The sequence below is a fragment of the Inquilinus limosus genome, assembly GCF_002195995.1.
In the GTDB taxonomy this organism is placed as follows: domain Bacteria; phylum Pseudomonadota; class Alphaproteobacteria; order DSM-16000; family Inquilinaceae; genus Inquilinus; species Inquilinus limosus_C.
In genome coordinates, this window is record NZ_NHON01000017.1 from 43561 (window position 1) to 56620 (window position 13060).

Sequence of the window (13060 nt, forward strand, 5' to 3'; positions counted from 1 at the left end):
CCGATCGGGCCGGCGGGGCGGCATGTGGAGGGGCGCGCGCGGCGCGGTGACCCGACCCCCGTCAGAGGGCCGGGCGGATAATTCGGAACAGGGCGGCCGGCTTGCGCATGGGTCTCATCGTACCGGAAGGGCGCCCGGGGTCAAGGCGCGCCACTGACCTGGAGAGCACGGCAATAGCGTGCTAGGTTGTGTACAAGTCAACACAGGGTTTGTGCGATGGGCGCCAGCACCACCATGACGATCCGGATCAGGCCCGATGTAAAAGAGAAGCTCGAACGGATTGCGGTCGGCACACGGCGGAGCAAGTCGTTCCTCGCCGGCGAAGCGGTTGCGGCCTATGTCGATCGCGAGCTTGAAATCATTGAAGGCATCAAGCGTGGCGTGGCCGACGCGGAGTCGGGACGGATCGTGCCGCACGATGAGGCCATGGCCGAGATCTATGCCGCCATCGAGGCGGCCGAAGCGAAGCGTTCAGACAAGTCGTGAAGCGGCCTGTCGGCTGGTCGCGCGAAGCTTTGGACGACATCAAAGGTCAGGTTGCGTTCATCGCGCGGGATAATCCCCTGGCCGCAAGGCGGATCGCCGATCGCCTTCGAGATGCGGGCGAAGCTCTTGGCAACCTCGCCACGGGCCGGCCTGGCCGGGTGACCGGCACCTACGAGAAATCGGTAAGCCGCCTCCCCTATGTCATCGCCTACGAACTGCGATCGATCGCCGGCCGGGAAAGCGTCGTCATTCTGCGCGTCATCCACACAGCTCGGGGCTGGCCGGCGGAGGAATGGCCGAATTGACCTGGCAGCGGCCTATCGCGCCAGCACCTGCCTGGCGGCCTCGCAGTCGCGGTCGATCTGGGCGACCAGCGCCTCGAGGGAGTCGAATTTCTCCTCGCCGCGCAGCCATTCCACCAGCTGCACCCGCAGGTGGCGGTGATAGAGGTCGCCGGAGAAGTCGAACAGATAGGCCTCGAGCAGCGGCGCCTCGGTGCGCCACATCGGCCGGATGCCGAGATTGGCGACGCCGTCGTGCCAGGCCAGCGGCCCGCCTTCGTCGACCGCGCAGCGCACGGCGTAGATGCCGTAGGCCGGGCGCAGGAAATCGCCCAGCTCGACATTGGCGGTGGGAAAGCCGAGCTCACGGCCGCGCTTGTCGCCATGCTCGACCCGGCCCTCGATCTCCCAGGGCCGGCCCAGGATCTCGGCGGCGCCGCGGGTATCACCCTCGGCCAGCAGTTCGCGCGCCCGGCTGGAGGAAAAGAGGCCGCCGGTCTCGTCCGACGCCTGGGTGACGATGGTGACGCCGAAGCCCAGGAGCCGACCGAAGGCGGTCAGCGTCTCCGGCGTGCCGGCGCGGCGATGGCCGAAGCAGAAATCATAGCCGACCACGACATGGCGGGCGCCCAGCGCCCCGACCAGCACGGTCTCGATGAAATCCTCGGCCGAGCGGGCGGCGAAGGCCTGGTCGAAATGCAGCACCACATGCAGGTCGACGCCCAGCGCCTCCAGGAGCCGCGCCTTGATCCGGAACGGCGTCAGGCGGAACGGCGGGTCGTCCGGGCGGAACAGGCTGCGCGGATGCGGCTCGAAGCTGAGCACGCAGAGCGGCACGCCCAGCCGGCGCGCCTCGGCCTGCGCCGCCGCGACCACGGTCTGGTGGCCGCGATGCACGCCGTCGAAATTGCCGATGGCGACCACCGCGCCGCGCGCCGCGGCCGGCAGGTTTTCGGTGTGACGAAAGATCTGCATGCGCCCTATCCCGGCCCGGCCGGTCATGCCGGGTCCGGCAGGATATAGCGGGGACTGCGACCGCCGGCCAGGGGCAGGCCGGCGCGAGGGCCGGGCGCTATGACGGCGTCGCGCCCGTCCGGCGCCGGCCCGGCGCCAGCAGCGCGGTCGGCGCCAGCCGGCGCTGCACCAGATAGATTGGCCCGGCCGGCATGTTGTCGGTGACCACCAGATGCAGCGTCACCGTGCCGCCGGGCGGGATGACGCCGTCCTCGAACACCAGCCCGTCATGCGGCTCGTCGATCACCCGGCCGGAGGCGAAGCCCTCGGCCCAGATCGACCGGTGCACCTGCGGCCCCTGGGCGAAGGACAGGCCGTCATCATAGGTGCTGCCCTCGCCGCGCTTGCGCTCCAGCTCCACCGGGAAGTCGCGCCAGGCCTGGCCGGTGTCGTTGCGCACGATCTTGGTCATGGCGAAGCCGGTCAGATGCGCCGTGGCGATGCGGTTGCCGAAGCCGGCGGTCAGCCCGGTGATGGTCAGCGCTGCCTCGCCGTTGCCGGTGATCCGCTCCACCACCACGAACGGGTCGTCCAGCCGCCCCGTCCCGGTCGCCGATTCCAGCACGAAGCCGCCCTCGGCATCGCTGAACACCAGCCCTTCCGCGGTGATCTCCCCGGCCCGCGCCGCGCCCGGCAGCCCCAGGCACACGAGGCACAGCAGCAGGCCAGCCAGAACCACCTGGCGCAGAACGCCCCTCACGGCCCGGCCCGGGCCACGATGTGCCGCGGCGGCAGGGACGCGGTCGGCTGCAGCCGGCGCTGCACCACATAGAAGCGCGCCGCCGGGGTGTTGTCGGTGATCACGACGCGCAGCACCACCGTGCCGCCCGGCGGCACCGTGCCGTCATGGAACACCACCATGTCGCGTGGCTCGTCATACATCTGGGCCGCGGCGAAGCGGTCGGCGCGGACGCCGCGCTCCCCCTCCGGCGCCTGGGCGAAGGACAGGCCGTCGCCATAGGGGCTCTGGTCGCCGCGCCGCTCCTGCAGCTCGAGCGGGAAGTCGCGCCAGGTGTCCGCCGTGTCGTTGCGCACCACCTTGACCAGGGCGAAGCCGGCCAGATGGGCGGTGCCGACCCGATTGCCGAACGCGGCCGTCAGCCCGGCGACGGTCAGCGCCGCCTCACCCTTGCCGGTGATCCGCTCGACCACCACGAACGGGTCGTCCAGCCGGCCCGCGCCGGTGGCGGATTCAAGCACGAAGCCGCCTTCCGCGTCGCTGAAGGTGATCCCCGCGACCGTCATCTCTGCCGCGTGGGCGGCCACCCCCCATGCCGCCAGGACGATGACGGGGGCGCATGACGCCAAGCGCCTCATGCCGATCAGTGTGGCTGGCCGCCGCCTCGCGGTAAAGCCGTCATCGCGTCCGGCCCGGGTGCCGCCGTCGGATTATTCATTGAATTTTCCTAAAGCTTTATATAAATCCACGGAACGCCGGCCTGCCCGAACCGACGCGAGCATTGATGACCATCGAGCTGACCGCAGCCGCGATCGCCGTCCTCCAGGGCAATGATCGCGGCTCCTATACCGCACCGACCGACGCCGCCCCCGCCGGACTCCAGCGCAACTGGGAGTCCTGCCTGGCCGCGCTGGGCCTCGCCGCGTTCGACGAGGGCCGGGCCTGGACCGAGATCGAGACCCTGCTGGACGGGCAGCGGCCGGACGGCATGGTGCCGCGCATCCTGATCCATTCCGATGGTCCCGGCGAGCCGGAGGAACTGGCGCCGACCCATCCGCCGCTGGCCACCTGCGTCGTGCGCCACCTGTTCGAACGCTACGGCGTGCAGCGGTCGCGCCCCCGCCTGCAGGTGCTGGCCCCGAGGCTGCTGGACTGGCATCGCTGGTTCGCCACGGCGCGGGACTCCGCGGTCACCGGCCTGGCGGAGATCGTCGATCCGCGGGAGAGCGGGCTCGACGACAGCCCCGTCCGCGGCGCCGCCGAGCCCCCGTTCCGGATCGCCGAGATCGGCTTCAACGCCATCCTGCAGCGCGCCAATCGCGACCTGCGCTTCCTCCTCGACATGATCGACGACCGCGCCGGCATGGCCGAGGTCGACCGCATGATCGCCCGGACCCGGACGGCACTGGAATCCTGCTGGGACCCGGCCGGCGGCCTGTATCATTCGCGCGATGCCGCCACCGGCCAGACCATCGGCGGGCCCGGGATCGGCGGGTTCCTGCCGCTTTACGCCGACCCGACCCTGGCGGACCGGCACCCGCAGCTGATCTCCGGGCTGGAGGGCTGGCTGGATCAGGCCGCGGTCGCGGTGCCGAGCGCCGAGCCCGGCCGGCCCGAATTCGACCCCCGGCGCCCCTGGCACGGCGCGGTCTCGCCGGCCCTGAACTGGCTGCTGCATGACGGGCTGCGGCGCGCCGGCCTTCCGGAGCTGGCGGCGCGCATCCGCCGCGACAGCATGGCCGTTGTCGAGCGAAGCGGCTTCCGCGAGTATTTCGACCCGATCACCGGCGAGGGGCTCGGCGGCACCGGCGCCTCCGGCACGGCGGCCGCAGTGCTGCTGTTCGCGGAGATCGAGGACTGATCACAGGATGACGCGCGAATGGCGGATGGCAAACGGGTGGGCATCGTCGAACTGGCCCGATTGCTCGAATTGTCGACCTACACCGTCTCCCGCGCGCTCAACGGCCACAGCGACGTCGCCGACGAGACCCGCAAGCGGGTGCTGGCGACGGCGCGGGAGGTCGGCTACACGCCGAACGCCCTGGCGCGCACCCTGCGCCGCGGCCGGGCCGACGCGGTCGCCTTCCTGCTGACCCCGTCGCCCGCGGGCCTTGTCGACAGCTATTTCCTGCCGCTCCTGACCGGCCTCGACGCGGTGCTGGCGCCGGCGGGCTATGCCCTGCTGGTCGCCGGCGCGGCGCCGGACGAGCACGAGATCGAGACGCTGCGCCGGCTGGTCGAGGGCCGCCGGGTCGACGCGGTGATCCTGACCCGGGTCCGCGTCGACGATCCGCGCGCGGCCTATCTGCGCCGGCAGGGCTTTCCCTTCGCCATGCTCGGCCGCGACGGCGACCGGCCGGAAACACCCTTCGTCGATGCCGACCATCGCGCCAGCGGCCGCATCGCCACCGCCTGGCTGACGGCCCGCGGCCATCGCCGCATCGCCCTGATCAACACGCCGGCGCAGGTCAATGGCAGTCGGCAGCGCCTGCTGGGCTGGCAGGAGGGGATGGCCGAGGCCGGCCTGGCCGCCGACCCGGCCTGGCACCGCTGCGGCGACTACACCGCCGAGAGCGGCTGCGCGGCCACCCGGGCCCTGCTGGCGCTGTCGCCGCGGCCGACCGCGATCCTGTGCGGCAATGACGAGATGGCGTTCGGCGCCGCCGGCGCGGTGCGCAACGCCGGCCTGTCGGTCGGCCGCGACGTCTCGATCATCGGCTGCGACGACATCCCGATCGCGGTGATGGCCACCCCGCCCTTGACCACCTTCCGCACCTCCTTGCGCCCCTTCGGCGAGACTCTGGCCCGGCAGGTGCTGGCGCTGCTGCGCGGCGAGACGCCGCCGTCGCAGCTGGGGGTGCCGGAGCTGGTCGAGCGCGGCTCGGCCGGGCCGGCGCCGGCCGATTAATCCGGGCGCAGATCCCCGCGCCGGGTGACGCCGGAGAGCGGCCCCAGCCGCTGCAGCAGCTCGGCCACGCTGCGACCCTCGACCGGATGGATCCAGCCGGCGGCGACATCGGCGGCCGGTGCCAGGACGAAGCCACGCTCCGCCATGCGCGGATGCGGCACCGCCAGCTCCGGCAGGTCGATGACGCGATCGCCGTACAGCAGCAGGTCGAGATCGATCAGCCGCGGCCCGTTCGGACGGCTCGGCACCCGGCCGATCTCCGCCTCCGCCGCCTTCAGCCGGGCCAGCAGCGCCTCGGCGGCGAGATCGGTGCGCGCGGCGACGCACATGTTGAGGAAGGCGCCCTGGTCGGTGTCGTACATCGGCGCCGTCTCATAGACGGCGGAGACGGCGTCGACCGCGGTCTCGCGCCGCAGCCAGGCGATTGCGCGGCGCAGATTGGCCTCGCGGTCGCCGAGATTGGTGCCGAGCGCGAACAGGACGGGGACCATGGCTCGCTCCGGGGCTTGCTGCGGGCCGGATTCGCGTTGCGCCGCGAATCGGCCGGTCGGTGTCGCGGCCCCAGTGGCGCGGGGCGGCGGCGTTATGGCCTTGTCCGTCGGAAATGTCGAGCCGGGCCGCGCCGCGATGGTGTATGCCGGGCCGGACGCCTGAACGGGACCACGCCATGGCCGAAGCCGCCGCCCTGCTGGGCAAGCCGATCGCGGAGCGGATCCGATCGCGGATCCTGGCGGAGACGCCGCCGGGCCTGCGCCCCTGCCTGGCCGTTGTGGTGGCCAGCGACGACGCCGCGGTCGCCCGCTACGCCGCCGCCAAGCAGCGCACCGCCGACGCGCTGGGCCTGGGCTTCCGGGTCGAGACGGTGGATCCCGCCGGCGGCCAGGCCGCGCTCGATGCCCGCCTCGCCGCGCTGTCGGCCGATCCGGGCGTGCACGGCATCCTGCTGGAGCTGCCGCTGGCCGCCGGGCTGGACGCCGACGTCGCGGTCCGGCAGCTCGACCCGCTGAAGGATGTCGACGGGCTCACGCCGCACAATCTCGGCCTGATCGCCGCCGGGCGCGAGGCCGACGCCCTGCTGCCGGCCACCCCGGACGCCTGCATCCGGCTGGCCGGGACCGCCGCCGACCTGAAGGGCGCCCGCGCGGTGGTGGTCGGCCGAGGCCGCGCCGTCGGCCGGGCCCTGGCGCCGATGCTGGTCAACCGCGACGCCACGGTGACGGTGTGCCACAGCCGCACCCGCGACCTGGCCGCCGCGGTCGCCGCCGCCGACATCGTCTTCGTCGCGACCGGCCGGCCCGGCCTGGTCACGGGGACGATGGCCCGGCCGGGCCAGGTGGTGGTCGATGCCGGCATCTCGGTGGTCGACGGCCGCGTGGTCGGCGATGTCGACGCCGACAGCGTCCGCCCGGTGGTAGCCGCGCTGACGCCGGTGCCGGGCGGGGTCGGCCCCCTGACCGCCACGCTGATCTTCGCCAACCTGCTGCGGGCCATGGAGCTGCAGCGCCGCGCCGGGAGGAATGTGAGATGACCGTCGAGACCGAGGACAGCCTGTGGCGCTGGCCGCTGACCACCTTCCGCGACACGCTGGCCAGCGATTCGCCGACGCCCGGCGGCGGTTCGGCGGCGATGGTCTCGGCGACGCTCGGGCTCGGCCTCGTGGTGATGGCGCTGCGCATCACCGCCAACAAGACGCCCGACCGCGGCTTCCTGGACACGCTGATCCTGTCGGGCGACCGGCTGATCGCCGAGCTGTCGGCCCATGCCGAAGCCGACATCGCCGTGTTCGACGCCTACATGGCGGCGCTGAAGCTGCCCAAGGCGACCGAGGAGGAGAAGGCGGCCCGGCGCACTGCGCTGCGGGAGGCGACGATCGCCGCCACCGAGATCCCGCTGAACGCGGCGCAGTCGGCGCTGGAGGCCCTGGACCTGGCCGGCCAGGCGGCGACGCTGGCGACGACCCAGATCGTCAGCGACGTCGGCGCCGGCGCCGCCACCCTGCGCGGCGCGGTCGAGGCGGTGCTCTACGCCGTCGACGTCAATCTGCGCGGGCTGGACGATGCGGGCCGCCGCCAGGTCTATGCCGACAGCCGCGACCGCCTGCTGGCGGCGGCCGGGCAGCGCGCGGACGGCATTGCCCGGCTGGTGCGCGACCGGCTGCGCTGAGCGCTGATTCTCCGGAATCGGACGGCCCGGCCGGTGGCCATCCGGGCCGGGCCGGACCGTCGGGGATCGTCCGATGCAGGGCCGGAATGACGATCCCGTCGAAGATTTCCGATCCAATTATTTGAATTTATTTGCAAATCCTTGGTTTTGCCGAAATCGAGGCAAACCCCGGCCCTGTCATGGAATTGTTGCATTCACGCCGCCTCATGAAGCCCGGCGCTTTTCCGTTTCCAAAATCCGAACAATCGGTTAACCCGATCTCGAATGGCCGTGCCGGACGGTGGTGCATCGCTGCAACACTGCGCGAAATTCGCAACAGCATGGTCCATTTCAATTGCGGTCTACGCCCGACCATCGTACATCCAAAGGGAGCGGTCTGGTCGCAGCCCTTGAAGGAAGCGGGGGACGAGACCTCGGTTGAACCGTGATCAGCGAGGTATTGGATATGAACAAGAACGTGATGTACGCCGTCGGTGCGGCCGCCCTGCTCGTTGCAGCCCCGGCGATGGCGCAGGAATATCAGGCCACTGGCCTCTATGTCGGTGCCGGCGCTGGCGTGAACATTCGCCAGAATGACAGCTGGAGCGTCAAGAACACCAACATCGACGGCAAGTCGCGCTACGACATCGGCCCGGCCGGCGACATCTACCTCGGTTACGACTGGGGCTCGTTCCGTGCGGACGCCGAAGTCAGCCTGCGCACCAACGATGTCAAGGATGCCAAGGTCAACGGTCAGACCATCTTCAAGAATGGTCATTTCCGGACCATCGGCATCATGGCCAACGGCTACTACGACTTCGACTTCGGCTCGCCGTTCGTGCCGTACATCGGCGGCGGTGTCGGTGTCGCCCTGCTCGACTCCGAGCTGAAGGGCGGCGGCGGCACGTTCAAGGACTTCAACACCCAGTTCGCCTATCAGGGCATCGCGGGTGTGTCGTACAACTTCTCGCCGAACCTGGCTGCGAACCTCGAGTACCGCTACTTCGGCAACACCAAGCCGACCTTCAGCGACCAGGGCGCCAAGCTGAAGTACGACAGCAGCAACAACCACACCATCCTGGTTGGCGTTCGCTACACCTTCGCCCCGGCGCCGGAGCCGGTCCAGGAGGTCGTGCAGACCCAGGGCCGCAGCTACCTGGTGTTCTTCGACTTCGACAGCTCGCGTCTGACCCCGGAAGCCAAGCAGATCGTGGCCTCGGCCGCTGCTGACGCCCTCCAGGGCAAGACCACCCGCATCGACGTCACCGGCCACACCGACCGTTCGGGTTCGGACCGGTACAACCAGGCCCTGTCGGTGCGTCGCGCCGAGTCGGTCCGCCGCGAGCTGGTCGCGGACGGCGTTGCCGACAGCCTGATCGTCACCCGCGGCGTCGGCGAGTCCGATCCGCTGGTCCCGACCGCCGACGGTGTGCGCGAGCCGCAGAACCGCCGCGTCGAGATCGTCATCAACTAAGACGGTCTATAAAGATCCCATCGGGAGATTGGGGCGTCCTTCGGGGCGCCCCTTTCTTCATCCGGGATCCGGCAAGAGCCAAAGCAAAGGGCCGTCCCAGCGCGTGGGACGGCCCTTTGCTTTGGCCGCAGCATCCGGTTCGCGTTGCCTCTCCCGCTGGACGCGGGAGAGGTCGACAGCGCGCAGCGCTGGCGGGTGAGGGCTGGTCCCGGCCTCTCGACGAAATACCCCCTCACCCGGAGCCGCTTCGCGTCTCCGATCTCTCCTGCAAGGGAGACCTTGTCAGAATTCTGAGCACGTCATTGCGAGCGAAGCGAAGCAATCCAGGGGCCAGTACGAACCGGCCCCTGGATTGCTTCGTCGCTACGCTCCTCGCAATGACGGCGAAGGGTGAGGCGTGTTGAAAGGTCTCGCAAGCGGAAGAGGCAACAATTCACCCCTTCGATTGAAACGGCTGAGCTAGCCGGCCGCGGCCCCGCGCGCGACAAAGCCGGCATTGGCGAAGCCCGGCTTGGCATAGGCCAGCGGATGGCCGGACAACGCGTCGTCGATGATGCCGCCGGCGGCGCGCAGCACGGCGTCGGCCGCCGCCGTGTCCCATTCCATGGTCGGGCCGAAGCGGAGATAGAGATCCGCCTCCCCCGCCGCGATCAGCGCGATTTTCAGCGAACTGCCGAGGATCCGGCGCTCGGCCACCGACCGGCCTTCCAGCGCCGCGTCGAGCCGGGGATCGTCGCGATGCGACCGGCTGGTCAGCACCACCATCCCTTCCGCCGGCGGCCGGCGCACGCCGATGCGCCGCGGCGCCTCGTCACCCTGCTGCTGCCAGGCCTCGCCCCCGGCCGCCCAGAAGCGGCGGCCGAAGGCCGGAGCCTCGACCACGCCCAGCACCGGCACGCCGCCGGAGACCAGCCCGATATTGACCGTGAACTCGCCATTGCGGCGCAGGAACTCCTTGGTGCCGTCGACCGGGTCGACCAGCCAGAAGCGGTCGGCCGCGGGCGGGATGCCTTGGGCGGCGCACTGCTCCTCCGCCACCACCGGCACGCCCGGCAGCAGGGCCCGGAGGCCGGGGATGATCAGCGCCTCGGCGGCATGGTCGGCGGCGGTGACCGGGCTGCCATCCTCCTTGCGCAGGGCGGCGCCGTCGAAGCTGTTGTAGATCTCCAGCACCACCCGGCCGGCACGGCGGGCGAGGTCGACGACCGCCTCCACCAGGGGGGCCTCGACCGGGGGAAGGGCGCCGGCGGCCATCACACGGCCTCGCGCAGCGCCGACCAGGTCTCGTCCAGCGCCAGGTCGAAGCGGTGCAGCATCTCGGCCACACCCGCCTCGTCGATCACCATCGGCGGGCAGAAGCCGATGGCATCGCCCGGCAGGGCGCGGGTCAGCAGGCCATGCGCCTGGGCCCGGCGAACCAGCCCGGCGCCGATGCCGCGCCCCTTGTCGAAATTGGTCCGGGCGGCCTTGTCGGCCACCAGCTCGGCCGCCGCGATCAGGCCGAGGCCGCGCACCTCGCCGACCAGCGGGTGATCCGCGTAACGGCGCAGCCCCTCCTGCAGTGACGCGCCGACCCGGCGGACACGGTCGACGATGTCCATCTCGCGATAGATCTTCAGCGTCTCCAGCGCCACCGCGGCGGCCACCGGGTGGCCGCCATAGGTGTTGCCGTGGCCGAACAGCCCATGCTTGTCGCTGCCCGCCACCAGCGCCTCATAGACCGGGCCGGAGACCAGGGTCGCCGCGATCGGCAGGAAGCCGGCCGACAGCTGCTTGGCCACGGTCATGATGTCCGGCCGGATGCCAAAGCTGTCGCAGCCGAACCAGGCGCCGGTGCGGGCGAAGCCGCAGATCACCTCGTCGGCGATGAACAGGATGTCGTGGCGGCGCAGCACCGCCTGCACCTTCTCGAAATAGGTGCGCGGCGGCACGATCACGCCCCCCGCGCCCATCACCGGCTCGGCGATGAAGGCGGCCACCGTCTCCGGCCCCTCGGCCTGGATCGTCGCCTCCAGCTGCTCGGCCAGGCGGGTGGCGTAGTCCTCCTCGCTCTCGCCCGGCGCGGCGCCGTGATAATGGTGCGGCGTGTCGACATGCACCACCCGGCTGACCGGCAGGTCGAAGCCGTCCTGCGCATAGGCCAGCCCGGTCAGGCTGCCCGACATCACGGTGACGCCGTGATAGCCCTTGCGGCGGGCGATGATCTTCTTCTTCTCCGGCCGGCCCAGCGCGTTGTTGACGTACCAGGCGATCTTGACCGCCAGGTCGTTGGCCTCGGAGCCGGAATTGACGAACAGCGCCCGCTCCAGCGGCTTGGGCGCGATCGCCATCAGCGCCTCGGCCAGGTCGACCAGCACGTCCGGCACCTTGCCGCCGAAGGCATGATAGAAGGGCAGCTGCCGCATCTGCCGCGTCGCCGCCTCGACCAGCCGCTCCTGGTCGAAGCCGAGCCCGGCGCACCACAGGCCGGCCAGCCCCTCGATGTATTCGCGCCCCTCCTCGTCATAGACGTGGATGCCCTTGCCGCGGCTGATCACCAGCGGGCCGGCCTCCTGATGGGCGCGGAGATTGGTGTAGGGGTGCAGCAGGTAGGCGACGTCGCGCGCGGCGGTGGAATTCGGGATCACGGGCGGCGCCTCCGGCTGTTTTTCGGTGTCCGCCATCGTTACCGAAAGCCGACGCCCCCGTCCCGGGCGTTTCGCGCATGGCAGGCCCGGAGCCGGGCGCCGCGGGCCGGAAACAACGCTTCGGCGTCATGCCAGACCGACGGGCCGCAGCCTGCTGCTGTGCGCGGCTTCCCTAAGGCGCGCCGCCCGGCGATGCCGCCATGGCCGCCGGAGGCGACGTCCGCAGCGGGACCGGCAACCGCAGCGCCTTGGCCGTCCAGCGGAGCACGGCCGCGGTCGACGAGACGCGGCGCAGTGCCGGCAACTCCACCAGGGTCCAGGAGAGGAAGGCCACCGGCAGGGTTGCCAGCACCATCAGCGGGAACAATTGCGGCCATAACAGGCCGGGCCACAGGCTGACCAGGATCTGTCCGATCGGCCAGTGCCAGATATAGGTCGCGTAGGACAGCTCACCGACCCGGCCGTAGCCGAGAATCCAGCCCTTCGGCACCAGGGCGAGCCAGAGCGCGGCCGTGATGCAGGTCAGGATCGAGGGCAGCTCGGCCCACGGCGTTCCCCGTGCCAGCAGGGTCAGCCCGGCGAACAGCGCCACCAGCCAGAGCGACAGCGGGATCCAGCGGCGGTAGTGGTAGATCGCGACGCCGATGGTGAAGCTGATGCCGAAGCCGACCATGGCATCGACGGGCACGACCAAGCGGAGGCGGGTGCCGAAGGTGATGCCGAGATAGAGAATGGCGATGACGGTCAGTGTCAGCGGCAGCCGCCGGGGCGACAGCCATCCAGCCACCGACAGCAGCACCAGAACAAGGTAGCAGATGATCTCGTAGACCAGCGTCCACAGCGACGGATTGACCGCTTTCGCCCACGGCACCGTCTCGAACATGCCCGGCAGGTCGGGGACGAACAGCCCGCTCGACGCCTTCGGCAGATAGAGCCAGGTGTCCAGCCGGCTGAAATAGTCCCCGACCGGCAGGCTGGTCATCAGCGGGCCGATCAGGAAGACCATGACGGCGGAGAACAGCAGCAGCGGCGGAACGATCCGCGACACCCGGGCCGCCGCGTAAGCGCAAAGCGAAGCCCGCTTGTCCAGGCTCATCGCTACCATGATGCCGCTGAAGGTGAAGAACAGCCGCAGCGCATTCTTGCCCATCAGGACCAGCGCCGACACGAAGTCCGGATCATGCTGATGATAATAGGGCTCCATGCCGCTGATTTCGATCGAGTGTGCGAAGATGATGAACAGCGCACCGATCATGCGGCACAGGTGAAAGTTGTTCCGCCGCGACTCCATCGACTGCTGCAGTGTCCGCAAGCGTCCCTCCATTGCGGCCTGACGTCGCCCCGTGCGCGGCGGGCATCGCGTCGACTCTTTTTGTAAGCGGCACCGCACGCGACCGCAGCGGCGCGGTCGACATGCCCGGCTGCTGATCGAGCATCCGGCAGGACAGG

At 70.5% G+C, this 13060-nt stretch carries 14 protein-coding genes; 7 read left to right on the plus strand and 7 right to left on the minus strand.

Features of this window, described 5'->3' with window-relative positions:
• Nucleotides 1–216: 216 nt before the first annotated feature.
• Together BWR60_RS11855 and BWR60_RS11860 are read left to right on the plus strand one after the other, a co-directional pair.
• The gene (locus BWR60_RS11855; RefSeq protein WP_088151230.1) at nucleotides 217–486 is read left to right on the plus strand and encodes a CopG family ribbon-helix-helix protein; all 270 of its coding nucleotides are present in this window, start codon (nucleotides 217–219) and stop codon (nucleotides 484–486) included.
• Nucleotides 483–791, plus strand: a complete 309-nt coding sequence (locus tag BWR60_RS11860; protein WP_088151231.1) for a type II toxin-antitoxin system RelE/ParE family toxin — start codon at nucleotides 483–485, stop codon at nucleotides 789–791. Before BWR60_RS11855 ends, BWR60_RS11860 begins: the two co-directional genes overlap by 4 nt.
• Nucleotides 792–803: 12 nt before the next feature.
• Here BWR60_RS11860 and BWR60_RS11865 read toward each other — a convergent pair whose 3' ends face one another.
• From BWR60_RS11865 to BWR60_RS11875, 3 genes are all read right to left on the minus strand, one after another.
• Entirely contained in the window at nucleotides 804–1742 is a 939-nt protein-coding gene (locus BWR60_RS11865; protein ID WP_088151232.1) for a bifunctional riboflavin kinase/FAD synthetase, read from the minus strand.
• A gap of 97 nt (nucleotides 1743–1839) precedes the next feature.
• Nucleotides 1840–2481, minus strand: coding sequence for a hypothetical protein (locus tag BWR60_RS11870; protein ID WP_144445598.1), 642 nt, complete (start codon nucleotides 2479–2481; stop codon nucleotides 1840–1842).
• On the minus strand, nucleotides 2478–3026 hold the full coding sequence (locus BWR60_RS11875; RefSeq protein ID WP_088151234.1) for a hypothetical protein: 549 nt from the start codon (nucleotides 3024–3026) through the stop codon (nucleotides 2478–2480). The genes BWR60_RS11870 and BWR60_RS11875 overlap by 4 nt, the downstream gene beginning before the upstream one ends.
• A 218-nt stretch (nucleotides 3027–3244) precedes the next feature.
• Between BWR60_RS11875 and BWR60_RS11880 the strand changes: the two genes are divergently transcribed.
• On the plus strand, nucleotides 3245–4321 hold the full coding sequence (locus BWR60_RS11880; protein ID WP_088151235.1) for an MGH1-like glycoside hydrolase domain-containing protein: 1077 nt from the start codon (nucleotides 3245–3247) through the stop codon (nucleotides 4319–4321).
• An 18-nt stretch (nucleotides 4322–4339) separates the two neighbouring features.
• The gene (locus tag BWR60_RS11885; protein WP_088151236.1) at nucleotides 4340–5368 is read left to right on the plus strand and encodes a LacI family DNA-binding transcriptional regulator; all 1029 of its coding nucleotides are present in this window, start codon (nucleotides 4340–4342) and stop codon (nucleotides 5366–5368) included.
• Here the strand turns inward: BWR60_RS11885 and folK are convergent.
• Nucleotides 5365–5859: a 2-amino-4-hydroxy-6-hydroxymethyldihydropteridine diphosphokinase gene (gene folK / locus BWR60_RS11890; RefSeq protein WP_088151237.1), complete on the minus strand. Its 495-nt coding sequence runs from the start codon at nucleotides 5857–5859 to the stop codon at nucleotides 5365–5367. The genes BWR60_RS11885 and folK overlap by 4 nt on opposite strands.
• A gap of 176 nt (nucleotides 5860–6035) precedes the next feature.
• Between folK and BWR60_RS11895 the strand changes: the two genes are divergently transcribed.
• From BWR60_RS11895 to BWR60_RS11905, 3 genes are all read left to right on the plus strand, one after another.
• A complete protein-coding gene (locus BWR60_RS11895; RefSeq protein WP_088151238.1) occupies nucleotides 6036–6896 on the plus strand; it encodes a bifunctional 5,10-methylenetetrahydrofolate dehydrogenase/5,10-methenyltetrahydrofolate cyclohydrolase in 861 nt (286 codons plus the stop codon).
• The gene (locus BWR60_RS11900) at nucleotides 6893–7531 is read left to right on the plus strand and encodes a cyclodeaminase/cyclohydrolase family protein (RefSeq protein ID WP_088151239.1); all 639 of its coding nucleotides are present in this window, start codon (nucleotides 6893–6895) and stop codon (nucleotides 7529–7531) included. Before BWR60_RS11895 ends, BWR60_RS11900 begins: the two co-directional genes overlap by 4 nt.
• A gap of 445 nt (nucleotides 7532–7976) precedes the next feature.
• Complete coding sequence (locus BWR60_RS11905) at nucleotides 7977–8984, plus strand: OmpA family protein (RefSeq protein ID WP_088151240.1); 1008 nt, start codon at nucleotides 7977–7979, stop codon at nucleotides 8982–8984.
• A gap of 459 nt (nucleotides 8985–9443) precedes the next feature.
• Here BWR60_RS11905 and cysQ read toward each other — a convergent pair whose 3' ends face one another.
• The 3 genes from cysQ to BWR60_RS11920 all read right to left on the minus strand — a co-directional run bounded on the left by cysQ (nucleotide 9444) and on the right by BWR60_RS11920 (nucleotide 12923).
• A complete protein-coding gene (gene cysQ / locus BWR60_RS11910; RefSeq protein WP_088151241.1) occupies nucleotides 9444–10238 on the minus strand; it encodes a 3'(2'),5'-bisphosphate nucleotidase CysQ in 795 nt (264 codons plus the stop codon).
• Nucleotides 10238–11647: an aminotransferase gene (locus tag BWR60_RS11915; RefSeq protein ID WP_088151242.1), complete on the minus strand. Its 1410-nt coding sequence runs from the start codon at nucleotides 11645–11647 to the stop codon at nucleotides 10238–10240. Before BWR60_RS11915 ends, cysQ begins: the two co-directional genes overlap by 1 nt.
• Nucleotides 11648–11783: 136 nt before the next feature.
• Nucleotides 11784–12923 (minus strand): acyltransferase family protein, encoded by a 1140-nt coding sequence (locus BWR60_RS11920; protein ID WP_179221728.1) that lies wholly within the window; start codon nucleotides 12921–12923, stop codon nucleotides 11784–11786.
• Between the last annotated feature and the right edge of the window lie 137 nt (nucleotides 12924–13060).